Annotated in this window: 23 protein-coding genes; 9 read left to right on the forward strand and 14 right to left on the reverse strand. The window is 65.3% G+C overall.

What is annotated here, in order from left to right:
* Positions 1-9 precede the first annotated feature (9 nt).
* The 3 genes from CBW24_RS07315 (at position 10) to CBW24_RS07325 (ending at position 3,778) form a co-directional block, all read left to right on the forward strand.
* Positions 10-660, forward strand: coding sequence for a protein-L-isoaspartate O-methyltransferase family protein (locus tag CBW24_RS07315; protein ID WP_088663927.1), 651 nt, complete (start codon positions 10-12; stop codon positions 658-660).
* Between the two features lie 204 nt (positions 661-864).
* Positions 865-2,214 carry a TolC family outer membrane protein gene (locus tag CBW24_RS07320; protein ID WP_374708997.1) on the forward strand — a complete coding sequence of 450 codons (1,350 nt, stop codon included), beginning with the start codon at positions 865-867 and terminating at the stop codon, positions 2,212-2,214.
* A 163-nt stretch (positions 2,215-2,377) separates the two neighbouring features.
* The gene (locus tag CBW24_RS07325) at positions 2,378-3,778 is read left to right on the forward strand and encodes a hypothetical protein (RefSeq protein WP_097373161.1); all 1,401 of its coding nucleotides are present in this window, start codon (positions 2,378-2,380) and stop codon (positions 3,776-3,778) included.
* A 226-nt stretch (positions 3,779-4,004) separates the two neighbouring features.
* On the opposite strand, the gene CBW24_RS07330 is transcribed toward CBW24_RS07325, so the two are convergent.
* On the reverse strand, positions 4,005-4,325 hold the full coding sequence (locus CBW24_RS07330) for a DUF6280 family protein (RefSeq protein WP_088663929.1): 321 nt from the start codon (positions 4,323-4,325) through the stop codon (positions 4,005-4,007).
* Positions 4,326-4,541: 216 nt separating this feature from the next.
* On the opposite strand from CBW24_RS07330, the gene efp reads away from it, so the two are divergent.
* A complete protein-coding gene (efp, locus tag CBW24_RS07335) occupies positions 4,542-5,105 on the forward strand; it encodes an elongation factor P (protein WP_088663930.1) in 564 nt (187 codons plus the stop codon).
* Between the two features lie 103 nt (positions 5,106-5,208).
* On the opposite strand, the gene CBW24_RS07340 is transcribed toward efp, so the two are convergent.
* The gene (locus tag CBW24_RS07340; RefSeq protein WP_097373162.1) at positions 5,209-6,045 is read right to left on the reverse strand and encodes a fructosamine kinase family protein; all 837 of its coding nucleotides are present in this window, start codon (positions 6,043-6,045) and stop codon (positions 5,209-5,211) included.
* Positions 6,046-6,048: 3 nt separating this feature from the next.
* Positions 6,049-6,813: a CAF17-like 4Fe-4S cluster assembly/insertion protein YgfZ gene (gene ygfZ, locus CBW24_RS07345; protein ID WP_097373163.1), complete on the reverse strand. Its 765-nt coding sequence runs from the start codon at positions 6,811-6,813 to the stop codon at positions 6,049-6,051.
* A 102-nt stretch (positions 6,814-6,915) separates the two neighbouring features.
* Here ygfZ and CBW24_RS07350 point away from each other — a divergent pair, with 102 nt between their 5' ends.
* Complete coding sequence (locus CBW24_RS07350) at positions 6,916-7,623, forward strand: glycosyltransferase (RefSeq protein ID WP_097373164.1); 708 nt, start codon at positions 6,916-6,918, stop codon at positions 7,621-7,623.
* Here the strand turns inward: CBW24_RS07350 and CBW24_RS07355 are convergent.
* Complete coding sequence (locus CBW24_RS07355) at positions 7,584-9,578, reverse strand: ABC transporter ATP-binding protein (protein WP_088663934.1); 1,995 nt, start codon at positions 9,576-9,578, stop codon at positions 7,584-7,586. The two genes, CBW24_RS07350 and CBW24_RS07355, sit on opposite strands and share 40 nt — an antisense overlap.
* Positions 9,575-10,429: a tyrosine-protein phosphatase gene (locus tag CBW24_RS07360; protein ID WP_157773120.1), complete on the reverse strand. Its 855-nt coding sequence runs from the start codon at positions 10,427-10,429 to the stop codon at positions 9,575-9,577. Before CBW24_RS07360 ends, CBW24_RS07355 begins: the two co-directional genes overlap by 4 nt.
* Positions 10,430-10,564: 135 nt before the next feature.
* On the opposite strand from CBW24_RS07360, the gene CBW24_RS07365 reads away from it, so the two are divergent.
* Complete coding sequence (locus CBW24_RS07365; protein ID WP_097373165.1) at positions 10,565-11,770, forward strand: pyridoxal-phosphate-dependent aminotransferase family protein; 1,206 nt, start codon at positions 10,565-10,567, stop codon at positions 11,768-11,770.
* Positions 11,771-11,796: 26 nt separating this feature from the next.
* On the opposite strand, the gene CBW24_RS07370 is transcribed toward CBW24_RS07365, so the two are convergent.
* Positions 11,797-12,954, reverse strand: coding sequence for a pyridoxal phosphate-dependent aminotransferase (locus CBW24_RS07370; protein ID WP_097373166.1), 1,158 nt, complete (start codon positions 12,952-12,954; stop codon positions 11,797-11,799).
* A gap of 156 nt (positions 12,955-13,110) precedes the next feature.
* On the opposite strand from CBW24_RS07370, the gene CBW24_RS07375 reads away from it, so the two are divergent.
* Positions 13,111-13,884: an alpha/beta fold hydrolase gene (locus CBW24_RS07375; RefSeq protein WP_097373167.1), complete on the forward strand. Its 774-nt coding sequence runs from the start codon at positions 13,111-13,113 to the stop codon at positions 13,882-13,884.
* Positions 13,885-13,957: 73 nt separating this feature from the next.
* Here CBW24_RS07375 and CBW24_RS07380 read toward each other — a convergent pair whose 3' ends face one another.
* Together CBW24_RS07380 and gltX are read right to left on the reverse strand one after the other, a co-directional pair.
* Complete coding sequence (locus tag CBW24_RS07380) at positions 13,958-15,253, reverse strand: citrate synthase (protein WP_097374161.1); 1,296 nt, start codon at positions 15,251-15,253, stop codon at positions 13,958-13,960.
* Between the two features lie 85 nt (positions 15,254-15,338).
* Positions 15,339-16,766: a glutamate--tRNA ligase gene (gene gltX / locus CBW24_RS07385; RefSeq protein WP_097373168.1), complete on the reverse strand. Its 1,428-nt coding sequence runs from the start codon at positions 16,764-16,766 to the stop codon at positions 15,339-15,341.
* Positions 16,767-16,853: 87 nt separating this feature from the next.
* Here gltX and CBW24_RS07390 point away from each other — a divergent pair, with 87 nt between their 5' ends.
* Positions 16,854-18,920, forward strand: a complete 2,067-nt coding sequence (locus CBW24_RS07390; protein WP_097373169.1) for a ComEC/Rec2 family competence protein — start codon at positions 16,854-16,856, stop codon at positions 18,918-18,920.
* A 22-nt stretch (positions 18,921-18,942) separates the two neighbouring features.
* On the opposite strand, the gene alr is transcribed toward CBW24_RS07390, so the two are convergent.
* The 3 genes from alr to CBW24_RS07405 form a co-directional block, all read right to left on the reverse strand.
* A complete protein-coding gene (gene alr / locus CBW24_RS07395; protein WP_097373170.1) occupies positions 18,943-19,995 on the reverse strand; it encodes an alanine racemase in 1,053 nt (350 codons plus the stop codon).
* A gap of 47 nt (positions 19,996-20,042) precedes the next feature.
* Complete coding sequence (xth, locus tag CBW24_RS07400; RefSeq protein ID WP_097373171.1) at positions 20,043-20,822, reverse strand: exodeoxyribonuclease III; 780 nt, start codon at positions 20,820-20,822, stop codon at positions 20,043-20,045.
* 357 nt (positions 20,823-21,179) lie between these two features.
* Complete coding sequence (locus CBW24_RS07405) at positions 21,180-21,503, reverse strand: HesB/IscA family protein (protein WP_088663943.1); 324 nt, start codon at positions 21,501-21,503, stop codon at positions 21,180-21,182.
* Positions 21,504-21,821: 318 nt separating this feature from the next.
* Between CBW24_RS07405 and CBW24_RS07410 the strand changes: the two genes are divergently transcribed.
* The gene (locus tag CBW24_RS07410) at positions 21,822-22,961 is read left to right on the forward strand and encodes a deoxyguanosinetriphosphate triphosphohydrolase (protein ID WP_088664083.1); all 1,140 of its coding nucleotides are present in this window, start codon (positions 21,822-21,824) and stop codon (positions 22,959-22,961) included.
* A gap of 789 nt (positions 22,962-23,750) precedes the next feature.
* Here CBW24_RS07410 and typA read toward each other — a convergent pair.
* From typA to CBW24_RS07425, 3 genes are all read right to left on the reverse strand, one after another.
* Positions 23,751-25,571, reverse strand: a complete 1,821-nt coding sequence (gene typA / locus CBW24_RS07415; protein WP_088663944.1) for a translational GTPase TypA — start codon at positions 25,569-25,571, stop codon at positions 23,751-23,753.
* 151 nt (positions 25,572-25,722) lie between these two features.
* Positions 25,723-26,058: a DMT family transporter gene (locus CBW24_RS07420; protein WP_097373172.1), complete on the reverse strand. Its 336-nt coding sequence runs from the start codon at positions 26,056-26,058 to the stop codon at positions 25,723-25,725.
* 33 nt (positions 26,059-26,091) lie between these two features.
* Entirely contained in the window at positions 26,092-26,718 is a 627-nt protein-coding gene (locus CBW24_RS07425; RefSeq protein WP_088663946.1) for a YitT family protein, read from the reverse strand.
* Between the last annotated feature and the right edge of the window lie 39 nt (positions 26,719-26,757).

Here is a 26,757-nt window from a genome sequence, read left to right on the forward strand (position 1 = left end):
TCAGCTCCAATGAAATACACACAGCGCCGCACGGTGATGGTCGACACGCAAGTTCGGCCCTCGGATGTGACGAAATTTCCGATCATCGACGCGATGCTGAATGTGCCGCGCGAACTTTATGTCCCCGCTGAGAAGCGCGAGGCAGCCTATTCCGGCGAGAATGTCGATCTGGGCCGGGGCCGCGTGGTGCTGGAGCCGCGCACCTTTGCCAAGCTTCTCGACGGTCTGTCGGTGCAGCCCGACGAACTGGCGCTCGATGTGGGATGTGGCCTTGGCTACTCCACCGCCGTTCTGTCGCGTCTGGCCGAAGCGGTCGTCGCGCTGGAGGAGGACGCCGACATGGCCCGCGAGGCCCAGTCGATCCTGTCCGCTGAGGGCGTCGACAATGCCGCCGTGATCGAAGGCCCCTTGGCCGAAGGCGCGGCCAAGCATGGCCCCTATGACGTGATCCTGATCGAAGGCGCGATCGAGGAACTGCCCGCCGGTTTCGCCGATCAACTGAAAGAAGGCGGTCGCATCGGCTGTGTCTTCATGGAAGGTGCGCTTGGCGTTGCGCGGATCGGCTACAAGACCGACGGCAACATCAGTTGGCGCTATGCCTTCAACGCGGGCGCACCGGTTCTGCCCGGCTTTGCCGCGAAGCACGCATTCGTCCTGTGACGGGAAACCGTCCTGGCGCTGTTTAGGACTAGTCGAGACCGCCAAGAGGCTCCTCGCCCATTCAACTTTTGTCGGGGCCGCCTAGGCTCCGGGGACAGGCACCCGATGACACGCATTCAGCACTCCTCCGACCTACGCACTGGTCCGTCGCAGCCCGGTGGCGCGCCCCGCGCCGCGCGTATGGGGCGGTCGCGGCGCTTTGGCATGGCAGTCGGGGTTGCGGTGAGCCTTGCGCTGTCGGCGCCCGCCGCATGGGCCGAAACGCTGACCGATACGTTGATCGATGCCTATCGCCATTCGCACCTGCTGGACCAGAACCGCGCGTTGCTGCGCGCCGCAGACGAAGACGTGGCGCAGGCTGTGGCGTCGCTGCGCCCGGTGCTGAATTTTGCTGCCAGCGCGACCCGCAGTTTCCCGCTGGCCCCCACCGCGATCGATGTCATCAATGCAGCGGTGGAGCTTCAGGCGTCCATCACGCTTTACGATGGGGGCGACAACCAGCTTGCCATCGACCAGACCAAGGAAACCGTGCTGGCCACCCGTGAGGCGCTGGTCGCGGTGGAGCAAAGCGTGCTGCTGTCCGCCGTGCAGGCCTATACGGATGTGCAAAGCGCCAAGCAGCTTGTCTCCCTGCGCCAAAGCAACACCCGCCTGATTACCGAACAGCTGCGCGCCGCGCGCGACAGGTTCGAGGTCGGCGAGATCACCCGCACCGAAGTGGCCGCTGCCGAGGCGCGCCTTGCTGCCGCCAATTCCTCCTACGCTGCCGCCGAAGGGCAGCTGGAATATGCGCGCGAGGCCTATAAACTGGCCGTGGGGCACGCACCGGGCACTCTGGCCGATGCGCCGCCGACCCCCGATATTCCCAACACACTCGATGAAGCCAAGAAAATCGCGACCCGCACGCATCCGGCGATCCGCCAGGCGCAGCGCGAGGTCACCGTGACCGAACTGGGTGTGTTGCGGGCGCAGGCGGCGATGAAACCGTCGGTCAACGCCAATGCCTCGGTGGCGATGGACAAATATGGCGACCGCAGCGGTGCGTTCGGCCTGTCGCTCAACCAGCCGATCTATGCGGGCGGGGCGCTGTCCTCCGCCGTGCGTCAGGCCCGCGCGCAGCGCGACGCCAACCGCGCGAACCTTTTGCAGACGGTGCATGAGGTGGAACAGTCCGCAGGCAATGCATGGGCCACGCTGGCTGTCGCCATCGCCCAGTTGGAAGCCACGGATCGCCAGATCAGCGCCGCGCAGATCGCGTTTAACGGCATCCGCGAGGAGGCGAGCCTTGGCGCGCGGACCACGCTTGACGTGCTCGACGCCGAACAGGATCTGCTGGACGCACGGGTGGACCGGGTGGATGCGGTCGCTGCGCAATATGTAGCGATTTATTCACTTCTGTCTGCGATGGGTCTGCTGACCGTCGATCATCTGAAGCTCGGTATCCAGACCTATGACCCCTCGGCCTATTACAATGCGGTCAAAAATGCGCCTGCCGGTCTGTCGCAGCAGGGGCGCAAGCTCGACGCGGTGCTGGAGCGGTTGGGCAAGCGCTGAATGCACGGGCAGGGGGCGGGGTTTCGCCCTTCGCCCTGGCAGTGGCACGCGGGATCGGCACCTATCGGCCCATCTTAAATGAAGGATAGGTCACGCGGGCAGAGATTGTGTGATATGTTTCGGGCAGCTACACTATGTGGCAATGCACGAGCGAGGAGCCCCTATGTCTGATCCGGCCACCAACAGCGAAATCGAGGATGTCCTGTCGTCGATCCGTCGGCTGGTGGCGCAGACCCGCAGCACTGCTCCGCAGGATGCAGATACCCCCACCACAAATGGCGCGGCGGCCCTGTCGAATGTGACGGCGCCTGCGTTTCTGTCCCGATCTGTATCTCCGGACAACCGCGCGGCGCGGAACGGTGCGGCGGATGACGCCCCCGGCGAAGATCGCGCGGAGGATACGGATGATGTGGCCGAGGCGGGCCATGTGTTTGCGCCGCTCAGCTGTGATCGCCCGCTGGCCGAACGCATCGCGGCCTCCAACCGTAAACCCCCAGAACCATCTGAAGCCGAAAACGTCCGCCCGTCGCAAGGCTCCGCACCCGCGCTGGTGCTGACGCCGTCCTTCCGCATCCTGCCTGAAATGGTGGCGGAGCCTGAGGACGATGACGATGACGAGGACAGCGCGCAGGGGCCCGCCGCGCCGATTCCGCTTCATCTCTCCCGCCTCCGTCAGGCGGAGACGCAAGACGACAAGCGCGACGATGGGCAGCAGGCGCAGGCCGACCGCGACGCCATTGCCGCCGCCATCACCCGACGTCTGAGCGAATTGGAAGCGGGCGTTGATGAGCATCCGCAGGATTGGGAGCCCGACGGCTCCGAAGTCATTCGGGACGCGCCGCCCGTCCAATGGGACGATGCCGAAGCGATTGATGTCGAGGATGCTTTTGACATCGAATTGGCGCGGGTGTCCGAACGGGTCACCTCGCGCGTGTCCGCCTATGTGGCCCGTCGCAGCGGCTTGCTGCCGGACAATCCGTCGGTGTTGGAGCAGCCGCCCGTTGGGGAGGATCAGCCAGATGATGCGGCAACGGAGGACACCCGCGACGCTGCGTCCGCCGGGGATGGGCTGACCTTCCACACCACGCGGACCGCAACGACGCCGAAACCCGAAGGGGAGACGAGCGATCCCGCCGCCGCGGCCGAGCCTGATCTGGGCCCGATTGCCGTCAATCTGGATGTTGACCCTGGCGCGCAGTGGACCGGCACAATGGCGGCTGAGGCCGACGCGCTTGCCGCTGCGGCTGTCGCCGATCTGGAACGCGCCGAAGAGGATGATTTGGCCGAGGCCGCATTGGCCGATGGGTTCGACGACGAGCCCGAGGCCGATGAGAGCCAGGCGCCCGTTTTGACGATCCCCGACGCGCCTTTGACGGAGGCAGGCATGCCCGCGCTGGCCGGGTCGATGGAACTGACGCTGGAGGAGGACGCCCTGCGCGATATCGTGGGGGAGATCCTGCGCGATGAGCTTCGCGGTGTGTTGGGGGAACAGATCACCCGGAATGTGCGTCTGCTCGTCCGCCGGGAAATCCAGCGTATCCTTGCCGGGCGCGAGTTCGACTAACCATCCCTGCGACTGCGATAGGGCTGAGGCCCGCTATGCGGCGCTGTGAGCGCTATCACCGTCATGTCGCGGTGGGGACCGCCCTGCACCTGTCACGGCCCTGACAGCGGACTGTGTGCGAGCGTCCGTGCCGGGCGCCTCGCCAAAGCTACCCCAGAAATGAAAAACGCGGCCCCGAGGGACCGCGCTTTCGTCGAGCCGGCCCGTGGCAGCGGGCCGAAAAATGTCAGGCTGCTTCGGCCTGCTCTGCCGCATGGCGGCGCTCGCTTTCTTCCCGCGACAGGGCGACCGATGTGCGGACGCCATTGGAGACAAACTCCATCAGTCCGGACACGACCCGTTCATTGGGGTCGATGCCCGCGCAGCTGAGAACCTCGCGGCCATCACGCGACCGGGCCCAGCGGGCGATTTGTTCGGGACCATTGCCGTATTTCTTATCATCGGCGATGGCGTCATCCAGCGCGGCCAACACCACAGCAGCAAAAAGCTTGCGCGCTCTTTGGCCCTGTTCATAGTTGAAAGCCGTGCCATCAACGAAATCGATCATGTTTCGTCCTTTGTTATTCTTGGTCTTGTCTTTCCGGCATGGGGCCGAATATGACAGTTTGACCCTGATTCGATATGCCCCCCAGTGCAATGCACCCATGCGTATACAACATGGCTGGCAATATCCGATCCCGTATTTAGTCGTCTTGTCAGGCGCTCAAGGCCCAGATATAGGTGCCGCCCAAATTGCTTCAACCCGCTGACAAGGTTTTGCCCCATGCCGAAAATCAACGGTAACGAGATCCGCCCCGGCAATGTGCTGGAGCATAATGACGGCCTGTGGGCCGCCGTAAAAGTCGATCACGTCAAGCCCGGCAAGGGCGGTGCCTTTGCCCAAGTCGAGCTGCGCAACCTGCGCAACGGCTCCAAGCTGAACGAGCGCTTCCGCTCCGCCGACAAGGTCGAGCGTGTGCGGCTGGAGCAGAAAGATCAGCAATTTCTCTATGAAACCGATGGTATGCTGGTTTTCATGGATACCGAGACCTACGACCAGATCGAGCTTCCCGCTGAGATCCTCGGCGACCGCCGCCCGTTCCTGCAGGACGGTATGACGGTGGTGATCGAGTATTACGACACCGAAGCCCTGAACGCGACCGTGCCGCAGAAAGTCACCTGCAAGGTGGTCGAGACCGAGCCGGTGGTGAAGGGTCAGACGGCTGCCAACAGCTTCAAGCCCGCGGTGCTCGACAACGGTGTGAAGGTGATGGTGCCGCCCTTCGTGGGGCAGGACGAAGACATCATCGTCAACACCGAAACCATGGAATATGCCGAGCGCGCCTGATCGAAAGTGACGCGACGTTCCCGGCAAAGCCGCCTGATCCCGGACGGGGCAGGCGGCTTTTTCATGTCCGGACGGGTGTGACTGGGGGTGGAGCGCGGGGGCGTCAGGCCTTCAGCCGGTCCAGCAGGTCGGTGACCATTCCCAGATACGCGCGCCCGAACAGGCGCAGATGCACCAGCGCGGGCCATAATTGGTAGACGGCGCGCCTGCGCAAGAAATCCGGATCAGTGCCATAGGCGATATGGAGCGCATCGTCAGGCTGTCCGAACAGGTGCAGCATCGCCAGATCGACCTCGCCGTGGCCGTGATAGCTGGCCGGGTCGATCAGGGCCGATAGCCTGCCCTCAGCCGTCCAGAGCACATTGCCAGACCACAGATCGCCGTGCAGCAGCGCGGCTGGCGGGGTGGCGGGCAGCAGATCGTCGATGCGGTGGGCAATGGTTTCGACCCGCGCCGCGATCTTGCGCGGCAGCGCCTCGGGCCATGCGAGCAGCCGGTTTTCAGCCCAGAACAGCGGCCACTCCGCCACCCGACCGTTTGGGATCGGCGCCGGACCAAAGGCGTGATCGCGGTGCCAGCCGTAATCCGGCGCGGTATCCGCGTGCAGCAGGCGCAGCGCATGGCCCAGTTCGGCCCAACCCTCGGGCCCCGGTTTGCCGCCAGCGGGCATGTGCTCCATCACCATCAGGTCGGGACCGGCATGGAGCACCTGCGGCGCAGGGCAGCCGGTCATGCGGATCGCGCGCAGCATATCCGCCTCGGCGGCCATGTCGGGGCCGGGCTTCACCACCAGCGTATCGCCCCCGGCCAGCAGGGCTGCGTAGACGGTAGACAGATCGCCCCCGCCCAAGGGCCGCAGCCCGGCCACACCGCGCCCCAGCACATGGCCCACCCGTGCGGTCAACTGTGCTTCGGTCTCTCGCGCGGGTGGGGCCGGCATCGGTTAGCTGACCCGGCGCAGCACGGCGTCGCCTGCCTGCATCTCGCCGCCTGCACGGTCAAAGCGCAGCCATGCGATCCCGCGTCCACCCGATTGGGTATAGAGCACACCGGCTTCCTTCTCGCCCGCCATGACAGGGGTGCCCGGCGGGGCGGTGCCTTGGACCGCGACGGGGACAAGCCCCTTTTTCAACTCGGTCTTGTGCTTCATGCGGGCGGTGACCTCCTGCCCGACATAGCAGCCCTTGCGGAAATCCACGCCGTTCAGCCGCTCGAACCCCGCTTCGAGGATGTAGGTTTCGTTCGGGATCAGCTCGATGCAGGTTTCGGGGATCAGATGTGCGACGCGGATGGCATCCCAATCCGTCGCTTCGGCACTGCCCGGCTGTGTGGTGTAGGCCCGCCAGCCAAGCGCCGGGTGCCGCGGGTCGGGCAGGGCGCCTGCGGGGCGGCTGTCTGACGCATCGTCCAATCCGCGCTGGATATGCAGCGGGCTTTCGCCGATTTCGACATCAGCGCGCAGCTTATACATCGACAGGCGCCGCAGCAGATCGGGCGCGAGCCCCTGCGCCACGTCGATCAGGACCGCTCCGTCCTGTTCGGTGACCAGAAAATCCGCAAGGTATTTCCCCTGCGGCGTCAGCAGCGCGGCATAGACCAGACGGTCGTCGAGCCGCGCCATTTCATTGGTGACAAGGTTTTGGAGGAACTTGAGCCGGTCGGTGCCGGTGATCTGCAACAACTTGCGTCCTGTCGCGGCTTCGCCCATCGTCTGTATCTCCGGTGTTGGAACTCTCGCCTTGGATATAGGTGTCACGAGCAGGTGCAACACCCCGCCTGTCGCTTTGCCCGCCCCGGCCAAGGAGCCCTGATGCCTGCCCCGATTTCGGTCGTGATCCCCACATGGAATGCCGCCGCCACGCTGCCCGATACGCTCGCCCCCTTGGTCGAGGGCGCTGGCGCGGGGCTGATCCGGGAATTGATCATAAGCGATGGAGGCTCGTCGGACGACACCTGCGCCATCGCGCGCGCCACGGGAGCAGAGGTGGTTTCGGGCCCGCAGGGGCATGGCGGCCAGATCGCACGAGGGCTGGCCGCGGCGCGAGCGCCGTGGCGATTGGTGATCGAGGCCGATACATGGCTGGCACCGGGCTGGACCGGGCCGGTGGGTGATCATCTGGCCGATCCCGGCCGCGCCGCGCATTTCAAATTAACATTCCGCGCAACGGGGCTGGCGCCAAGGCTAGTCGCAGGCTGGGCCAACCTGCGCAGTCGGCAGCTGGGGCTGCCCTATGGCGATCAGGGCCTGCTGATCCATCGGGATTTGCTGGCCGCGCGAGGGGGCTACCCGGACTTGCCCGTGATGGCGGATGTCGCAATGGCGCGGGCTCTGCGGGGGGTGCTGTGCGAACTTCCCGTGGCGGCGCAGGTTTCAGCTGCCCGCTACCGTGACGCGGGCTGGCTGCGGCGTGGCTCGGGCGATCTGTGGCGGCTGGCGCGCTATCTGGGCGGTGCCGCGCCGGAGCGGCTGGCCGCGGATCACAGCCCGCGCGTCGCCTCTTCCGATTTGCGGAACTGAAGGCGATAGAGCTTTGCGTAATGCCCGTCCCGGGCCAGCAGCTCCTCATGGGTGCCGCTTTCCACCACGACACCGGCATCCATCACCACGATCTTCGACGCATTGCGAATGGTGGAGAGCCGGTGCGCGATGACGATGGTGGTCCGCCCCGCGCTAAGGCTGTCGAGCGCCTGTTGCACCACGGCTTCGGACTGCACATCCAGCGCCGATGTGGCCTCGTCCAGCAGCAGGATGGGCCGGTTGCGCAGCAGGGCCCGCGCAATGGCCACGCGCTGCCGCTGACCGCCAGAAAGGTTCGAGCCGCGCGGCCCGGCGGGGCTGTCGATGCCATTGGGCAGGCTGTCGATGAAATCCGCGATATGGGCGGCGCGCAGGACCCGGTCCAGTTCCTCTTCACTGACCTTGCTGCGGCCCAGCAGGATATTGTCGCGCAGCGACTCGTCGAACAGCGCGGCATCCTGACTGACGATCGAGAATTGCCCGCGCAGATCGCCCAGTGAGAAGGAGCGCGTGTCGATCCCGCCGATGGAGATCACCCCGTCATCGGGATCGATGAGCCGGGTCAACAGGTTGAACACGGTGCTTTTCCCCGCGCCCGACGCACCGACCAGCGCCGTGGTCTTGCCCGCCTCGGCGGTGAAGGAACAACCGCGCAGCACAGGCAGTTCGCCGTAGTTCATGCGCACATCGTCCAGCCGGATATCGCCATGGGCCTCGGGCAGATCGACCGGCTCCTCGGGGCTGGTCAGGCTGGGCTTTATGTCAAACAGCGACTTGATGCGGTGCAGGCTAACGGCGGTCTGCTGCCATGTGCCGCTGAGCCCGCCCAGCCGCCGCAGCGGCTCGAACGCCAGAGCCATCGCAGTAAAGAACGACATGAATTCACCGACGGTCTTTTCACCCGCGATGATTTCCGAGCCGCCAAAGATCAGCACACCAAAGAAGCCGACGCCGGTCATGATATCGATCAAACCGGGGATCAGCGATTTGCCCAGCATGGCCTGCTGCGAGATCTTTACCGAATCCTGGCTCAGCCGTTTGAAGCGCCGTGCCTGATAGGTTTCCAGCGCGTTCAGCTTCACCGGGTTGATCCCGTGGAAAATCTCATCCAGCCGGGTCGACATCTTGCCCGCCAGAATGCGGCGCTTATAGGCGGTTTTGCGGATGAACCGCTGCACAAGGAATGTCGGCAGGACCAGCAGCGGCGTGCCGATCAGCGCGACCAGCGTCCATTGCCAATCGATATACAGCACGACGGAAAACAGCGAGATCAACGAAATCGCGTCACGTCCGACGCCGGTCACCAGCGCATTGGCGACCGAACCGATCGCGCCCGTCTCGCCGCGCACCCGTTCCATCAACGCGCCTGGCGGATTGACTTGGTGAAATTCGGTGTCGAGCGTCATCAGATGCCGCAACAGATCATTCTGGATGCGCATGATGACAATCGACGACACCCGCGTCAGCAGCACCTTTTGAATGACGGATGTGGTCGCGCGGACGACGAAGATCAGCAGGATCGCAAAACCCACACCATAGAGCGCGCCGGAATTGCCTTCGATGAACACCGTGTCGAACATCGGCTTCATCATGTAGCTCAGAAACCCCAGCATCGAACCTTCGACGGACATCAGCAGCCCGGCAAAGATGATAAGCGGCAGGTGTTTGCGCAGGTAGCGGGTGAAAAACCACGGGAACAGACCCTTCTGCACGACGATTTCGTCGTCATCCGTGGTCTCGTTGCGGCGGGTCAGGCGCGGCACGCTGCCTGCGGGCGGGGTGGCCGCTTCGGTCACTCGTGCGGCGGCGTCGGTATTTGCACCGCCGCCGGTGGGCAGTGCGGGCGTGGCCTGCGCGGCGCTGTCCGAGGTGTCGCGCGCATTGGCGCCGTTATGGTCAGCCGGGCTCTGGTCACGATCTGCGGCGGCGGGGGCATCGGGGTGGCGGTCGGTCATGCCTGCGGCCCCTTGGACCGGGGCGCGTCGGCGGGCGTCGCGCCGGTCTCGGGCGTGGCTGCGCTGCTGTCCTCGGGGTGGTCGCCGAAATCGTCCTCGGCCTCGGCCCCGTCTTCGATGGCATCACCGCCCAACTGGGCTCGCCGCTCGCGCCGGGACAATGGTTCCGGCTGGCCCCGCAGCCGGGCAAAGCTGCGCGCCGCTTCGCGCCCGTCATATTCATGGCGGAACCAGTCCTCCAGCCCGATCGGGCTTTCGGCATTGCGCGCTTCGTAGAGGTCGAGAATGTGGTCCACGATGCCGGTCTGGGTCCATTTCAGGTGCAGATACTTCATCCCCAAATGGGAACGCGCCTGCGCCAGCGGAACCCCTTCGACGATGACCTGATAGAGGACGGATGCGAACCCGGCCCGGTCCGCCCCGGATTTGCAGTGCATCAACATCGGCTTTTCGGCGGTCTTCATCGCGTCGATCAGCTTCAGGATCTCTTCTTTGCGCGCGGGCTTGCGGGCGTAGATCTTGGCCACTGTCAGGTTGAGCCCCAGTTGCCGACAGCTTTCTTCCTCAAACAGCCACGGGCTTTGCCGGTCCTGTCCGCGCAGGTTCAACACGGTCTTGCCGCCCATCTCCTTGAACGCTTTCAGCCGGGAATGACCGGGATGGTTCGACCGGTAGACGCCATCTGCCACCTTGTCGAAGTTGGTCCACAGATAGCGCAGGATGTGGTGATCCATCAGGTGGAAGTGAAACCACGCCTCACGCCGCTTCGCCGGGGTCGAGATATCGTCGCCGAACGACAGCCGAACCTTGCGTTCCAGCGTCTTGAGCCGGGCTTTCAATGCGTCGAACATAACGGTTCCCACCTGCGGACAGTCGCGCGGGGTCTATCGTGAAATACCCTCCGCAGGCAAGGCGGCGCCCGGCGGATTGACGCCGCGCGCAACCGGACCTATCGCAGATGGGCAGCACTAGCCCGGAGTATCCCCATGACGCTTGCCCACGGTCGCCAATACCTCGCCATTCCCGGACCTTCGGTGATGCCCGACCGGGTGTTGCAGGCGATGCACCGCGCCGCGCCCAATATCTATACGGGCGAATTGCACGATATGGTCGGCGGCATGATCCCCGATCTGCGGGCATTGGCGCGCACGCGGCACAATGTTGCGATCTATATCGCCAACGGGCACGGGGCGTGGGATGCGTCCTTGGCCAATACCGTCAACCGGGGCGAGCGTGTGCTGGTTCTGGCGACGGGCCGCTTTGGTCTGGGCTGGGGGGATGCCGCGCGGGGCATGGGGATCGAGACGGAGACGCTCGACTTCGGCAAGCAATCCACCATCGATCCCGATCAACTGTCCGCCGCGCTCGCCGCGCCGGGGGCAGGGGACTACAAGGCGGTGTTGATGGTGCAGACCGACACCTCCACCTCGGTCAAGAACGAAGTGCAGGCGGTCCGCGCCGCGCTGGATGCCGCAGGGCACCCGGCGCTCTTGATGGTCGATTGCATGGCGAGCCTTGGCTGCGATCCGTTCGAAATGGATGACTGGGGCGTCGATGTCATGGTGGCCGGATGCCAGAAGGGTCTGATGACCCCGCCGGGGCTGGGATTTGTGTTCTTCAATGACCGGGCCGCCGCGCAGCGCGAGACAGTGCAGTTCGTACCGCGCTACTGGGATTGGAAGCCGCGCGCCGATCCGCAAGAATTCTATCAGTATTTCGGGGGCACCGCCGCCACGCATCACGCCTATGGCCTGCGCGCCGCGCTCGACATGATCGGCGAGGAGGGGTTGGAGAATGTCTGGTCCCGTCACGCCACCCTGGCCCGCGCGGTCTGGGCCGCGGCCGAGATCTGGGGCGCGGACGGGCCGATCCGTCTTAACATCGCCGATCCCGCATTGCGCGCGCATTCGGTGACCGCGTTCCGCACGGGCATGCCCTATGGCCGTCTGTTGCGCGATTGGGTGACCGAAAACGCGGGCGTCACGCTGGGCATCGGTGTCGGAATGAACACGCCCGAAGACCCCCGCGCCGACGGGTATTTCCGCATCGGGCATATGGGGCATGTCAACGCTCACATGATCCTTGGCGTGCTTGGGGTGATCGAGGCCGGGCTGATTGCGCTCGACATTCCGCACGGGCAGGGCGCGGTCGCGGCTGCGGCCAAGGTCTGCGCAGCCCATCCCGCAGGCTGAGCGGGCCCGAAGGCTCGCCAGCGCGATCAGGGGGCGGTGGCGTCGCGCGCCTGCGCCTGTTGCACCGATGCGCGTGCGGCGGCGAGCGCTGCGGGTAGTTCCGCCTCCAGCACCGCCAGTTCGGCTTCAGGCGCGCAGGAGATGCGGATGCAGCGATCCTGCGGTGCGGTGAAGGGCATACGCACAAACACGTCGCGCGCGGCCAGTTCAGCCAGCACCGCGCGCGCCAAGTCCCCGTCTCCGCCGCAATCGACGGTGACGAAATTCGCGGCCGAGGGCAGGGGCTGCAGCCCCGCCGCGATTGCGATGTCACCAATGCGCGCGCGGGCAGTCGCCGCTTCGGCCTGCACATGGGCAAGCCAATCTTGGTCGGCAAGTGCCGCACGGGCCCCGGCAGGCCCGACCCGGCCCATGCCGAAATGGTTGCGGATCTTGTCGAAGCTGGCGATCAGGTCAGGATGCGCGATGGCATAGCCGCAGCGAATGCCCGCCAGCCCGTAGGCTTTTGAAAAGGTGCGGAAACGGATCACCCGCCGGTCGCTGACGTCCAGCGGCGGCGCGGTGCCTTCGGGGGCGAATTCGATATAGGCCTCGTCCAGCACCATCAGGCAGCCATCGGGCACATCATCGATCATGGCCTGCACGGTGGCGGCATCATGCCAGCTGCCCATCGGGTTGTCGGGGTTTGACAGGTAAACGAGCTTCGCGTTCGAGCTTTTGGCCCGTGCGATCAGAGCCTGCGGGTTCTCATGATCGCCCTTGAACGGCTCGTGCAGCATCTCGCCGCCGAACCCCGCGACGTGATAGGCGAATGTCGGGTAGGAGCCGCGCGTCGCGACCACCCGGTCCCCCGGTGCGATCATGAGGCGACAGAGATTGCCCAGCAGCCCGTCGATACCTTCGCCGACCAGAACGGCCTCGGCGGGCACGCCATGATGTGCCGCAAGCGCCATGCGCAGCTCGTGGCATTCCGCATCACCGTATTTCCACGCCTCCGCAGCTTCGCGGGCCATGGCCGCGATGGCGTGGGGCGAGGGGCCAAAGCCGTTTTCATTCGCGCCAAGCCGCGCGCGAAACGCCGCCCCGCGCTGCCGTTCCAGCGTTTCGGGCGTCACGAAAGGCACGGTCTGCGGCAGGCTCTGAACGAGGGGCGTGTAGCGGGGGCCGGGGGTATGCTCTGTCATGGTCGAAGGAGTAGGACATGCGGGGCGCGCTTGGCAACCGGGGCCGGGGGGCGGCGGTCATCGCCAGCCCCGCGCAATCGCCCCGGCGCCCCCCTTGCACCGGGTCGCAGCGCCGCTACCCTCTGGGCCGGTCGCACTTAGCCGCAAGGAGCCCCGATGTCCGCCCCCGAATTCCTGACCACCGCGCAGTCGCGCCGCATCGCCTATCACCGCACCCGCGGCACTGCGCCCGCCAGCGTGCCGGGTGTGGTGTTTCTGGGGGGGCTGAAATCCGACATGCAGGGCACGAAAGCCACACATCTAGAAGGGCTTGCGGGGATTCGTGGACTTGATTTCCTACGGTTCGATTACTCTGGCCACGGCGAAAGCAGCGGCGCGTTCACCGATGGTTGCATCGGCGACTGGGCCGAGGATGCCGCCGAGGCGATCGGCGCCCTGACCGAAGGTCCGCAAATCCTGATCGGCTCGTCGATGGGGGGCTGGGTGTCGCTTTTGATGGCGCGCCAGATGCCGGAGCGGATCGCGGGCCTGATTACCATCGCCGCTGCGCCGGATTTCGCCGATGCGATGCAGGCCGAATTCACGCCCGAACAGCGGCAGGAAATGGAGCAGACCGGACAGGTCGCGCGGCCTTCGGACTATTCTGATGAACCCTATATCATCACCCGCAGGCTGATCGAGGACGGCTTTGAACAGCGGGTTCTGGATCGCCCTCTCGACCTGCCGTTCCCGGTGCGGATGTTGCAGGGCACGGCGGATACGGATGTGGACATGTCCGTTGCCCTGCGTCTGCTGGACCATGCGCAGGGGCCGGATATCCGTTTGGAGCTGCTGAAGGGTGCCGATCACCGGTTTTCCGATACCCAAGCGCTTGCCGCGTTGGAACAGGCGCTGGATGAGGTGCTGACACTGGCCCGCGCCCGCGGCTGATCCGCCCGGCACGACGAAAAACGGCCGCCCCTGGGGGCGGCCGTTTCTGTTTCTGGCTGGTGAAGATCCGCGCTCAGCGGTCTTCGACCTCGACATAGTCGCGGTAGGGCGCGCCGGTGTAAAGCTGGCGCGGGCGACCGATACGCTGGGTGGGATCGGTGAGCATTTCTTTCCACTGGGAAATCCAGCCGACGGTGCGCGACAGCGCGAAAATCGGCGTGAACATCGAGGTGGGGAAGCCCATCGCATCGAGGATGATGCCGGAATAGAAGTCCACGTTCGGGTAGAGCTTCTTCTCGATAAAATACTCGTCCTCGGTGGCGACCTTCTCCAGCTCCTTGGCGACCTGAAGCGTGGGGTTATTTTCGATCCCCAGAAGATCCAGCACCTCGTCGGCGGATTTCTTCATGACCTTCGCGCGCGGGTCGAAGTTCTTATAGACCCGGTGGCCAAAGCCCATGAGGCGGAAGGGATCGTCCTTGTCCTTCGCGCGGGCGATGTATTCGGGGATGCGGTCGACGGTGCCGATTTCGCGCAGCATCTCAAGGCAGGCCTGGTTGGCGCCGCCATGAGCCGGACCCCAGAGACAGGCAATGCCAGCCGCGATGCAGGCGAACGGGTTCGCGCCCGAGGACGACGCCAGACGCACGGTCGAGGTCGAGGCGTTCTGCTCGTGATCGGCATGCAGCGTAAAGATGCGGTCCATTGCACGGCTCAGCACCGGATCGACATGGTATTCCTCGGCGGGAACCGAGAAACACATGCGCAGGAAGTTCGACGCATAGTCGAGATCGTTGCGCGGATAGACGAACGGCTGACCGATGGAATATTTATAGGCCATCGCAGCAATGGTCGGCATCTTGGCGATCAGGCGGATAGAGGCCACCTCGCGCTGCCACGGATCGGCAATATCGGTGCTGTCGTGGTAGAAGGCCGACATCGCGCCAACCACGCCCACCATCGTCGCCATCGGATGCGCATCGCGGCGGAAGCCACGGAAGAAGTTGTGCATCTGCTCGTGGATCATCGTGTGATTGGTCACACGGCTTTCGAAATCCTCCAGCTGCGCGGCGGTGGGCAATTCACCGTAAAGCAGCAGGTAGCAGACTTCGAGGAAATGCGATTTCTCGGCCAGCTGATCGATCGGGTAGCCGCGATGCAGCAGCTCGCCCTTGTCACCATCGATGAAGGTGATGGTCGATTCGCAGGATGCGGTCGAGGTGAAACCCGGATCGTAGGTAAAGACATCGCCTTGCGCGTAAAGCTTGCGAATGTCGATCACGTCCGGGCCTGCGGTAGGGGACATCATGGGCAGCTCGAGGGTCTTGTCCCCGAAGCTGAGCTTCGCTGTCTTGGTAGTGTCGGCCATATCGTTCCCTTTCTCCATCGCGCCTCCCCCGTCGGGAGGGCGGATCAACTCTTTCCGCGCGGCCCCGCGCCGGTTTCAACAACCGTCACGAAGGCGCCTGCACCGCGGCGCGGGTCGCGGCATCATTCAGCCGGGCGAGGGTTTCGTCCCGGCCAAGAACCAACATCATGTCGAATATGCTGGGCGACACGGCCCGGCCCGACAGAACGGCCCGGAGCGGTCCGGCGAGCTTGCCGAGCTTCTGCCCGTGCGCCTCTGCCACCTGCGCTACTGCGCTCTCCAATTCGTCCCGCGTCCAGCTAGCATTTTGCAGCTGCGGCGTCAATTCTGCCAGTATACCATCGGATACCGATGCCAGCGCTTTCGCAGCTTTCTCATCCGGCTCAATGGGGCGAGAAGTCAGAACAAAATGCGCTTTATCAAGGAGTTCCGGTAGGTTCTTCGCGCGTTCCTTCAGGCAGTACATACCTGACAACATGCCCTCTCTTTGCGGCTCGGTCAGCGCGGGCTGGCCGGTCACTGCAAGAAATGCCTCGATTTCTTGCAACAGCGCAGCATCCTCGGCCATCGCGATTTGCTGGCCGCAGATATGGTCCAGTTTCTTGAAGTCGAGCCGGGCGGCGGACTTGGTGATGCCGTCCAGATCGAACCACTCGCGCGCTTGGGCGTCGCTGAACACTTCGTCATCGCCATGCGACCAGCCCAGCCGGGTCAGGTAGTTGCGCATACCCGCTGCGGGGTAGCCCATCTTCTGATATTCCTCGACGCCGGTCGCGCCGTGACGCTTGCTCAGCTTTTTGCCATCGGGGCCAAGGATCAGCGGAATATGGGCCCAGACCGGAACGTCCCAGCCCATGCCGTGATAGACCAGCATCTGCCGCGCGGCGTTGTTGAGGTGGTCATCGCCCCGGATCACATGGGTGACGCCCATGTCGTGATCGTCGACCACCACCGCAAGCATATAGGTCGGCGTGCCATCTGACCGCAGCAGGATCATGTCATCGAGCTGGTCGTTGCGAATGGTCACATCGCCCTGCACCTCATCGGCGATCACCGTCTGCCCGTCGAGCGGCGCCTTGATGCGGATCGCATAGGGCGCATCGGGATGGCTGGCGGGCTCTGCGTCGCGCCAAGGCGAACGATAGAGCGTCGAGCGGCCCTCGGCGCGGGCGGCTTCGCGAAACGCGGCGATCTCTTCCTGCGTGGCAAAGCATTTATAGGCGTGACCGCTCTCCAGCAGCGCGCGGGCCACTTCGGCGTGACGCTCGGCCTGCGCGGCTTGGCTCACCGCCTCGCCGTCCCAATCCAGCCCGAGCCAGCGCATGCCGGTCTCGATCGCGGCGGTCGCCTCGGGCGTGGAGCGTTCGCGATCGGTATCCTCGATCCGCAATAGGAATTTCCCGCCCCGGCCACGGGCATAAAGCCAGTTGAACAGCGCGGTGCGCGCCGTGCCGATATGCATGTATCCGGTGGGGGACGGGGCGATACGGGTGACGACCGGACCGTTCGGCATTGGGGTCATTAACCTCTGGGTAACTTCGAATTTGATAGCTTGCAGATCGTGTATGCCCTTGGATCGGAGAGAACAAGACTTGCCCTGATGCCGGGGCTGACCCACGCGCTGTTAGCGCAGCGGGGGCATCTGCTGTTGTGGGTGCCGGTGTGTCTGGGCGTTGGGATTGGTGTCTATTTTTCCCTGCCGGCGGAGCCTTCGGCGGTGCATTGGCTGGTTCTGGCGCTGGCCGCTGCCTGCGCGGCGGCGCTGGCCTCTCATGCGGGGGAGGCCGCAGCACCGCTGGTCTGGGCGCTGGTGCTGGTGGCGGTGGGCGTGGCGCTAGGCGGGTGGCGCAGCCATCAGGTCAGCGCGCCGGTGCTGGGGTTTCGTTACTATGGGCCGGTCGAAGGGCGCATCGTGGCCATCGACAGATCGGCCTCTGACGCGGTGCGGCTGACACTGGACCGGGTGCGGCTGGATCGGGTCAGCCCCGCGCGGCGGCCCGAGCGGGTCCGGGTCTCGCTGCATGGGGATCAGCGCTGGCTGACCCCGGCGCCGGGGCAGCGGATCGCGATGACCGCGCATCTGGGACCGCCCAATGGCCCGGTCGAGCCCGGCGGCTTCGATTTTCAGCGTCACGCGTGGTTTGATCGGCTGGGCGCGGTGGGCTACACGCGCACCCCGGCCCTGTTGCTTGCCCCCGCGAACCCCGACGATCTGACACTGCGGCTGTTCGTCTGGCGCATGGCGTTGGCGCAGGCGATCCGCGACCGCGTGGCAGGACAGCCCGGCGCGGTCGCGGCAGCGATCCTGACCGGCGACAGATCGGCGATCAACGGCACCGTCACCGAAACCCTGCGCGCGGCCAACACCTCCCATTTGCTGGCGATTTCCGGCCTGCATATGGGGCTGCTGACAGGAACGGTGTTTACGGCATTGCGGTTTCTCATCGCGCTCTGGCCGTGGCTGGCGCTGCGCGCCCCGGCCAAGAAGATCGCCGCCGCCGGGGCGCTTGGTGCCGGGGCGGGCTATCTGCTGTTGTCCGGCGGATCGGTGTCGACCGAGCGGGCGTTTGTGATGGTGGCGGTGATGCTGAGCGCGGTGCTGCTGGAGCGGCGCGCGATCAGCCTGCGGGCCGTGGCGCTGGCGGCGATCCTCGTGCTATTGCGCCGGCCCGAGGAATTGATGGGGCCGGGGTTTCAGATGTCCTTTGCCGCGACCACCGCGCTGGTCGCCGTGTTCGAAGGGGTGCGTCACCGGCGCGAGGCACAGGCGCGGGCCCGCAGCATCGCAGGGCTTGCCCCGCCACGCCGCTGGCCGCGCGGCACCGGTTGGATTGCGGGCACGATCCTGTCGTCGCTGGTGGCCGGGCTCGCGACCGCGCCTTTTGCGGCAGCGCAGTTCAACCGGGTCGCGGATTACGGCCTGATCGCCAATCTCGCTTCGGTGCCGGTGATGGGGGCTTTGGTGATGCCTGCGGGCGTGCTGGCCGCCGTGCTGGCGCCCCTTGGGCTGGCCGAAATCGGTTTGGCGCCGATGGCTTGGGGCCTGCGCTGGATATTATGGGTGGCGCAGCAGGTGTCCGGGCTGGACGGCGCGGTCAGCACCGTGGCCGCGCCCGGCCCGTGGGTGATGCCGGTTCTGAGCCTGTCGGCCTTGTTTTTAATGCTATGGCAGGGGCACGGGCGCTGGGGCGGTGTGGCGGGCATCGCGCTTGCCGCGCTGCTATGGACCCAGTCCGAGCGCCCGCTTCTGCTGATTGCCGACGATGGCGCGCTGGCCGGGATTCTGACGGCAGAGGGGCGGGCGCTGACCAAAGCGCGCGGCAGCAGCTTCGCCGCCGGGATCTGGCTTGAAAACGATGGTGATCCGACGGCGCAGGCGCAGGCGGCCGCGCGGGCAGGCTGGACCGGCCCGCCCGAGGATCGTCGCGCGGTGGTGGCGGGGCTGCCGGTGCGGGTAATGTCGGGGCGGGGTCAGGCCGCGCGGCTGGGCGGGCGCTGCGGCCCCGGCCTGCTTGTCACCAGTGTCGAGATCACGCCACCGCCCGCCGGACCCTGCCGCTTGCTTGACCCGCCCGCACGGCGGGCGACCGGGGCGCTGGCCGTAGACGGGCAGGGACGGCTGATCACCGCACGGGCGCAACAGGGCGCGCGCCCATGGGTGCCGTGATCCGCGCAGGCGGGCGGGGGGCTTAGACCGGGCCGGTGCCCACGGTGCGCCGCTGATACCGGGCGCCGAGCGAGGTCAGCACCTCATAGCCGGTGGTGCCCCAATGCGCTGCAAGCTGATCGACGGTCTGTTGCAGGCTCAGCAGGTCCAGCGCGTCGGGCACCTCCGGCAGATCGGTGACATCGACGGTGATCAGATCCATCGACACCCGGCCCACGATCGGACAGGCGCGGTCGCCGGCGTAAAGCGCCCCGCGATTGCTCATCGCGCGGTGGATGCCATCGGCATAACCGCCTGACACGGTGGCGATCAGGCTATCACGCGGCGCGGTCCATGTGGCGTTGTAGCCGACCTGCTCGCCCGCCTCGACGGTGCGTGTCTGGATCACCGGCAGGGTGACACGGGCCACGGGGCGGGCATCCTCGAAGGGCAACCCGCCATAAAGCCCGACGCCGGGCCGGGTCAGTTCGAAATGGTAGTCGCGGCCCAAAAGCGTGCCGCCCGTTGCGGAGAGCGACCGCGCCACGCCGGTGCCGTCGGTCATGTGGCGGAAGGTCTCCAGCTGCCGCGCGGACTGGTCGCTATCGGGATCGTCGGCAGAGGCAAGGTGGCTCATCAGCAGGCGCGGTTGTTTCGACAACGCAATCTCGCCCACGGCGGCCCATTCCGCCAGTTCCAGCCCAAGCCGGTTCATGTTGGTGTCGAGTTGCACGCCGAAGGGACCGTCAGGCAGCGCCTCGAAATGACGGGTCATCTGCTCGATCGAGTTCAGCAGCGGGATCAGGTCGAGATCATGGATCATCTCGGTATCGCCCGGCATGTGCCCGCCAAAGACGTAGATTTCCGGCGCGCGGCCCAAGGCGGCCCGGATCGCCGCGCCTTCCTCGGCAACGGCCACAAAGAAACGGCGTGCGCCGGCCTTGGCCAGCACCCGCGCCACCGTCTCGGCGCCCAGCCCGTAGCCGTCGGCTTTCACCACCGCGCCGGTTTCCGTATCCGGCCCCGACATCCGGTCCAGCGCGCGCCAGTTATGCGCAAGCGCGTCGAGGTCGATGGTAAGCGTTCCGGTGGCCATGACTTATGTCTTTCAGATGGGAGGGTCGTGAGTGTGGCGGGGGGCGTTCAGGCGTCCAGATCAACCCAGATCGGCACATGGTCCGAAGGTTTCTCGCGCCCGCGAACGTCTTTGTCGATCTGGCAATCGGTCAGCAGATCGGCGGCCTGCGGGCTCAGCAGCAGGTGATCGATGCGAATTCCGTGGTTCCGGTTCCACGCCCCCGCCTGATAATCCCAGAACGTGTAATGGCCGGGACCACGGGTTCGGGCGCGGAACGCCTCGGTGTAGCCCAGTGACAGGATTTCGCGGAACGCGGCGCGGGTCTGCGGCAAAAACAGCGCGTCCTCGGTCCATGCTTCGGGGCGGGCCGCGTCCTCGGGTTGCGGGATCACGTTGTAATCGCCCGCCAGCACGACAGGCTCCTCGCTGGTGAGCAATTCCGCCGCGCGGGTCTTCATCCGCGCCATCCATGCGAGCTTGTAATCATATTTGGGTCCGGGTGCCGGGTTGCCATTGGGCAGGTAAAGCCCGCAGACCCGCACCGCGCGATCGCCCACCACCGTGGCCTCGATCCAGCGGGCCTGTTCGTCGGTGTCGTCCCCCGGCAGGCCTCGCGTCACATCCTCCAGCGGCAGCTTCGACAGGATCGCCACCCCGTTGAAGCCCTTCTGCCCGTGGGTTTCGACGTTATAGCCGCGATCCTCGAACAGCTCCCGTGGGAAGCCCTCGTCCACGGATTTGATCTCCTGCAACAGCGCGACATCCGGCTGTGCCTCATCGAGCCAGTCACAGAGCGCGGGATGCCGGGCCTTGATGCCGTTGATGTTGAAGCTGGCGATCTTCATGGGGCGCACTCCGGCTGTCGGGTCGGTTTCGCGCCGGTATTGCCCGATCAGCGAAGGCGGAGCAACAGGGGGATGTGGGGGAACACGTCTGACCCTCCGGTCGGCCATAAAGCGCGGTGGAAGCGCCCGGATGGGTCGAATTGCGCGCTGCCGCCCGCGAACAGGGGCGGAGGCCGCGCGGGCTGCCGCTTTGTCATCTCAGGCTGACCTCTAAGCTGGAAAGGGATTTGGCTGCCGTAAAGCCCACCCGCTCACGCGTGGCAGCACCACCCCCCGGACAGGCTCATGGTGCGCCAGGGATGAAGAGACTCCAGAAGCAGAGCATCACAGCCGAACCCAGTCCCGCCGGGCGCCTCCTTACATTGCGAAGGACGTGCCGCAGCCGCAGGAGCTTGTGGCATTCGGGTTCTCGATCACGAAACGCGCGCCGATCAGTTCTTCGGTAAAGTCGATCACCGCATTTGACAGGAACGGCAGCGAGGTCGCATCGACGACGACCTTCTGGCCCGCATTTTCGATCACCAGATCGTCGTCGGCGGGGGCGTCGAGCTTGATCTCGTATTGAAAGCCCGAACAGCCGCCACCCTCCACCGCGATGCGCAGGGCCTGCGGCGCGGCGTCGATCTCGGCCAGACGCGCAAAGGCCCGGTCGGTAACTTTCGGAGGCAGGTTGAAATCCATTGGCGCGGCCTTTGTATCAGATCTCGGGGCGGTCGCGGGGTGCAGGCCATCCGGTCAAACGTCACCACCGCAGGGTCGAAAGATGCGGCGCATCGCCTGAATTTCGGTTGAAACAAGGCGGTTTGCACGTCGCATTTCCCTCTGATCCCGAATATATGGGCGCAAAGGCGACGCGACAAGGTCGCCGCGACGCAAGCCTGCGGTGCCCGGGCCTCTCCCGACCGCTGCGGACCCTATCGAGATGAGGTGGCGATGACCCCCCGACCCCAAGTGACGACCCAGCCCGCGGCTGCAGCGACGTGGACGACCCGCGGGCAGGTGCAATGGGCCCCCTATGCCAGCGACCCGCTGCACAGCCGCGGACGCCTGATCGCGGAGGAAGAAAGCGCCTTTCGCAGTTGCTTTCAACGGGACCGGGACCGGATCATTCACGCCTCGGCCTTTCGTCGGCTGAAGCATAAGACGCAGGTGTTCGTCGAACATGAGGGTGACTATTTCCGCACCCGGCTGACCCATTCGATCGAGGTGGCGCAGGTCGCCCGGACGATCGCGGGCGCGCTGGGGCTTAATCAGGAACTAACCGAGGCAGTGGCGCTGGCGCATGATCTGGGGCACACGCCCTTTGGTCATACCGGCGAGGACGCTCTGCATGCGTTGATGGCGCCCCATGGCGGGTTCGATCACAACGCGCAGGCGATCCGGATCGTCACGGCGCTGGAGCGGCATTACGCGGAATTCGACGGGCTGAACCTGACATGGGACTGTCTCGAAGGGATTGCCAAGCATAATGGCCCGGTGACCGGCGATCTGCCCCATGCGCTGGCCGCCTATACCGCGCGTCACGATCTGGAATTGCACACCCATGCCAGCGCCGAGGCGCAGGTGGCCGCGCTGGCCGATGACATCGCCTACAACAATCACGATCTGCATGACGGTCTGCGCGCCGGTCTGTTTACCGAAGCCGATATTCGCAAGCTGCCCATCGTTGGGGAGGCATTCGCGCAAGTAGATGCTCTGTGGCCGGGGCTGGACCGCGCGCGGGCCGGGCATGAGGCGCTCCGCCGGGTGTTCGGCGTTCTGGTAGGCGATGTCATCGACAGCTCCCGCGCGGTGCTGGAGGCGGCGCGCCCGGACAGTGCCGACGCGATCCGGCATCTGGGGCGTCCGGTGGTGGCGTTCTCCGAGCCGGTGCGCCGGGATCTGGACCAGATCCGCAGCTTCCTGTTCTCGCGCATGTATCGCGCCCCCTCGGTCATGGCCAAACGCGCCGAGGTCACCCGCGTGATCGAGGATCTGTTCCCGCTCTACATGCGCGCGCCGGAGCATCTGCCCCTTGAATGGCAAACCGATATCGGCCGCGCCCGCGGAGCCACCGGGCTGGCACGGATCGTCGCGGATTACATTGCCGGGATGACCGACCGCTTCGCCCTGCAAGAACATGCGCGGCTGCTGGGGTGAGGCGCTGATCTGCGCGCCGGCGATTGGGGGACCAGAATGAGAGCGTCCCGCGACCTCTGAACTTGGCGCATCCGCCCGCGAACAAGCAAAGCGCGCGGGCGAGCGCCTGCCCGTCCCCGCGGGCTGGCACTTTGCCATCTCACGCTGACCTCGGTTGGGGGAGGGATTTGGCTGGCATAAAGCGCACCGTTCAATCGTCCCGGCGCCATCCCCCGGGCAGGCTTGCAGTGTGCTTAGAATGATGACCCCGCGCAACATCCGAACTCTTTGCACCCGCTCTCGAACAAGGCGAAGCCGCGAGAGCGAGCGCCTGCCCGTCCCCCGGGCTGGCGCTTTGCCGCCTCGCGCTGACCTCTGAGCGGGGAGGTGTTTGGCTGGCATAAAGCGCACCGTTCGATCGTCCCGGCGCCATCCCCCGGGCAGGCTTGCGGTGTGCTTGGAATGATGATCCCGCGCAACATCCGAACTCTTTGCACCCGCTCTCGGACAAGGCCGAAGGCCGCGAGAGCGAGCGCCTGCCCGTCCCTGCGGGCTGGCGCTTTATCACCTCACGCAAACCTCTGAGCGGGGAGGTGTTTGGCTGGCATAAAGCCCACCGCCCATCCCTTCCAGCGCCATCCCACGGGCAGGCTTACGTTGCGCCTGCGTTTATGACCTAGCCCTCTTTCGGGACGGGAGTTCGTGTATTTCCGACCTCGAATTACCAAGGCCCCGCGCAGCCTGCCACTATCCCGAAACGAAAAAGGGCGGCCCCGCAGGACCGCCCCTCATCTCACACCGGAGCCCGCCTTACGACGCAGCGCGGCTTTGGCGCTTGCGCTCATGCGGGTCGAGGAAGCGTTTGCGCAGGCGCACGGCTGCCGGGGTCACTTCGACCAGTTCGTCGTCGTCGATATAGGCGATGGCCTCTTCGAGCGAGAGCCGCACCGGGGTCGTCAGGCGCACGGCTTCGTCCGTGCCGGAGGCGCGCACGTTGGTGAGCTTCTTGCCCTTCAGCGGGTTCACTTCCAGATCGTTGTCGCGGCTGTGCTCGCCGATGATCATGCCCGTGTAGACCGGCTCCTGCGCGCCGATGAACATCTTGCCGCGATCTTCGAGGTTGAAGAGCGCATAGGCCACCGAGGTGCCGTTTTCCATCGAGATCAGCACACCCGCGCGCCGACCGGGGATCGGGCCGCGGTGCGGGGACCATTCCTGAAACACGCGGTTCAGAACGCCGGTGCCGCGCGTGTCGGTCAGGAATTCGCCATGATAGCCGATCAGACCGCGTGACGGGACATGGGCGATGATGCGGGTCTTGCCTGCGCCCGCGGGCTTCATCTCGACCAGATCACCTTTGCGGACGCCGGTGAGCTTCTCGATCACGGTGCCGGAATATTCGTCATCGACGTCGATGGTGACTTCTTCGATGGGCTCCAGCCGCTGACCGTCCTTTTCGGAGAACAGAACCTGCGGGCGGGAGATCGACAGCTCGAACCCCTCGCGGCGCATGTTCTCGATCAGAACGCCCATCTGCAATTCGCCCCGGCCTGCAACCTCAAAGGCCTCGCCGCCCGGCGTGTCGGTGACGCGGATTGCGACGTTGGATTCGGCTTCCTTCATCAGGCGCTCGCGGATCACGCGGGACTGCACCTTCTTGCCGTCACGGCCTGCCAGCGGGCTGTCATTGATGCCAAAGGTGACGGAGATGGTCGGCGGGTCGATGGGCTGGGCGGGCAGGGCCTCGGTCACCGACGTTGCGACAAGGCTGTCGGCCACGGTGGCTTTGCTCATGCCCGCAAGGCTGACGATATCGCCAGCGACCGCCTCGTCGATGGGTTGCTGACCCAGACCGCGGAAGGCGAGGATTTTCGTGACGCGGAAGTTTTCGATCAGATCGCCCTTGCGCGACAGCGCCTTCAGCGTCTCACCCGCCTTCAGCGTGCCGCTTTCGACACGACCGGTCAGCAGACGCCCGATGAACGGGTCGGAGCCAAGCGTTGTCGCCAGCATACGGAAGGGTTCATCCTTGGCGGCGGCCTGCTTGGGCGCATCGACGTGACGCAGCACCAGATCGAACAGCGCCGACAGATCCTTGCGCGGGCCGTCCAGTTCTTCGTCGGCCCAGCCAGCGCGGCCAGAAGCGTAAAGATGCGGGAAATCCAGCTGCTGATCGTCGGCCCCGAGCGAAGCGAACAGGTCGAACACCTCGTCGAGCGCGCGGTCCGGCTCGGCATCGGGTTTGTCGACCTTGTTGAGCACGACGATCGGACGCAGGCCAAGGGCCAGCGCCTTGGATGTCACGAATTTGGTCTGCGGCATCGGGCCTTCGGCGGCGTCCACCAGCAGAACCACGCCGTCGACCATCGACAGGATGCGTTCGACCTCACCGCCGAAATCGGCGTGGCCGGGGGTGTCGACGATATTGATGCGTGCGCCCTGCCATTCGACCGAAGTCGCCTTGGCAAGGATGGTGATGCCGCGTTCGCGTTCCAGATCGTTGCTGTCCATGGCGCGCTCGGTCACGGCCTGATTTTCACGATAGGTGCCGGATTGCTTCAGCAGCTCGTCGACCAGCGTCGTTTTGCCGTGGTCAACGTGAGCGATGATCGCGATATTGCGAAGGTCCATGGTCTGTCCTTAATCGGGGGTCGCCGCGCCCATACAGTGCAGGCGCAGAAAACACCAGCCTCAAAGCGGTCCTGCCCCCAGATGGGCGGCAATACCCTGCGGCGCAAGGGGGCGGGGGCGGCAGATCGCGGGCGCGCGGCGGCCATCTGCCTCAGTGGCGCGCACTGTCCGAAAAAAGATGCAGGACAAGAATACCGGCGATGATCAGCGCCAGTCCGGCCACGCCCGGCCAATCCAGACGCTGGCCGAACACGGCCCAGCCGATCGCGGCGATCAGCACGATGCCCAGCCCGGACCAGACGGCATAGACCACCCCCACGGGCAGCACTTTCAGCGTCAGCGACAGCAGCCAGAAGGCCAGTGCATAGCCCACCACGACGATCACCGACGGCACCAACCGGGTGAACTGGCGCGAGGATTGCAGCGCCGTGGTGGCCACCGTTTCAGCGATGATGGCCAGCAGCAGGATGAGGTAAGTCTTCGGCATGGGGCGGTCTTTGCCGTCAAATCGCGGGGCGCGTCAATTGGCGATATACCTGTCCCGCCGATGATTGAACGCGATGACCGTGTTCAGAACCACCGCGCCCAGCAGCGAAAACAGCACCACGCGGGTGGGGAACAGAAACAGCGCCACGCCGAAAATCAGGACGTCGACGATGGTCTGCACATAGCCCGCGCGAAACCCCGTGCGGTCCTGCACCATCAGCGCCACAACCCCAAGCCCGCCAAGAGATCCCTTATGCCGGAACACCGCCAGAAGCCCCAGTCCGGTCAGCACACCAAACATCACGACGCCCAGCACCGGATTGAGATGCGCAATCCCCAGCCCCTGCGGCAGCAGGTCCGTGGTGATGGACAGCGCGGTCACGCAAGCGGCGGATTTCAAAGTGAATTCGCGCCCCAGCCGCTGCCATGAGAACAGGTAGAACGGCAGGTTCACGAGAAAGAACACCACGCCGAACGACCATCCGCTGAGATAGGAAATGATCAGCGCGATCCCCGCCGTCTGTCCGGTCAGAAACCCCAGATGCGCCAGAAACGTGATCCCGATGGAGCAGATCAGCACGCCAATCGACAGGCCCTGCAGGTCCTCCAGCGGAGTGTGCTGAACGCTATCGGGGGATGGAAGAGGATGAGGTGCGGGCATAACTGGATAATATGTCAGAAGCGCTGACCTGCAAGGGGG

It is taken from the genome of Pacificitalea manganoxidans, assembly GCF_002504165.1.
GTDB lineage: Bacteria > Pseudomonadota > Alphaproteobacteria > Rhodobacterales > Rhodobacteraceae > Pacificitalea > Pacificitalea manganoxidans.

What these genes read in the sequence shown, in the direction of transcription:
- CBW24_RS07315 (WP_088663927.1), top strand. Translation starts at nt 10, where the DNA reads ATGAAATACACACAGCGCCGCACGGTGATGGTCGACACGCAAGTTCGG.
- CBW24_RS07320 (WP_374708997.1), top strand. Translation starts at nt 865, where the DNA reads ATGGCAGTCGGGGTTGCGGTGAGCCTTGCGCTGTCGGCGCCCGCCGCA.
- CBW24_RS07325 (WP_097373161.1), top strand. Translation starts at nt 2,378, where the DNA reads ATGTCTGATCCGGCCACCAACAGCGAAATCGAGGATGTCCTGTCGTCG.
- CBW24_RS07330 (WP_088663929.1), bottom strand. Translation starts at nt 4,325, where the DNA reads ATGATCGATTTCGTTGATGGCACGGCTTTCAACTATGAACAGGGCCAA.
- efp (WP_088663930.1), top strand. Translation starts at nt 4,542, where the DNA reads ATGCCGAAAATCAACGGTAACGAGATCCGCCCCGGCAATGTGCTGGAG.
- CBW24_RS07340 (WP_097373162.1), bottom strand. Translation starts at nt 6,045, where the DNA reads ATGCCGGCCCCACCCGCGCGAGAGACCGAAGCACAGTTGACCGCACGG.
- ygfZ (WP_097373163.1), bottom strand. Translation starts at nt 6,813, where the DNA reads ATGGGCGAAGCCGCGACAGGACGCAAGTTGTTGCAGATCACCGGCACC.
- CBW24_RS07350 (WP_097373164.1), top strand. Translation starts at nt 6,916, where the DNA reads ATGCCTGCCCCGATTTCGGTCGTGATCCCCACATGGAATGCCGCCGCC.
- CBW24_RS07355 (WP_088663934.1), bottom strand. Translation starts at nt 9,578, where the DNA reads ATGACCGACCGCCACCCCGATGCCCCCGCCGCCGCAGATCGTGACCAG.
- CBW24_RS07360 (WP_157773120.1), bottom strand. Translation starts at nt 10,429, where the DNA reads ATGTTCGACGCATTGAAAGCCCGGCTCAAGACGCTGGAACGCAAGGTT.
- CBW24_RS07365 (WP_097373165.1), top strand. Translation starts at nt 10,565, where the DNA reads ATGACGCTTGCCCACGGTCGCCAATACCTCGCCATTCCCGGACCTTCG.
- CBW24_RS07370 (WP_097373166.1), bottom strand. Translation starts at nt 12,954, where the DNA reads ATGACAGAGCATACCCCCGGCCCCCGCTACACGCCCCTCGTTCAGAGC.
- CBW24_RS07375 (WP_097373167.1), top strand. Translation starts at nt 13,111, where the DNA reads ATGTCCGCCCCCGAATTCCTGACCACCGCGCAGTCGCGCCGCATCGCC.
- CBW24_RS07380 (WP_097374161.1), bottom strand. Translation starts at nt 15,253, where the DNA reads ATGGCCGACACTACCAAGACAGCGAAGCTCAGCTTCGGGGACAAGACC.
- gltX (WP_097373168.1), bottom strand. Translation starts at nt 16,766, where the DNA reads ATGCCGAACGGTCCGGTCGTCACCCGTATCGCCCCGTCCCCCACCGGA.
- CBW24_RS07390 (WP_097373169.1), top strand. Translation starts at nt 16,854, where the DNA reads ATGCCGGGGCTGACCCACGCGCTGTTAGCGCAGCGGGGGCATCTGCTG.
- alr (WP_097373170.1), bottom strand. Translation starts at nt 19,995, where the DNA reads ATGGCCACCGGAACGCTTACCATCGACCTCGACGCGCTTGCGCATAAC.
- xth (WP_097373171.1), bottom strand. Translation starts at nt 20,822, where the DNA reads ATGAAGATCGCCAGCTTCAACATCAACGGCATCAAGGCCCGGCATCCC.
- CBW24_RS07405 (WP_088663943.1), bottom strand. Translation starts at nt 21,503, where the DNA reads ATGGATTTCAACCTGCCTCCGAAAGTTACCGACCGGGCCTTTGCGCGT.
- typA (WP_088663944.1), bottom strand. Translation starts at nt 25,571, where the DNA reads ATGGACCTTCGCAATATCGCGATCATCGCTCACGTTGACCACGGCAAA.
- CBW24_RS07420 (WP_097373172.1), bottom strand. Translation starts at nt 26,058, where the DNA reads ATGCCGAAGACTTACCTCATCCTGCTGCTGGCCATCATCGCTGAAACG.
- CBW24_RS07425 (WP_088663946.1), bottom strand. Translation starts at nt 26,718, where the DNA reads ATGCCCGCACCTCATCCTCTTCCATCCCCCGATAGCGTTCAGCACACT.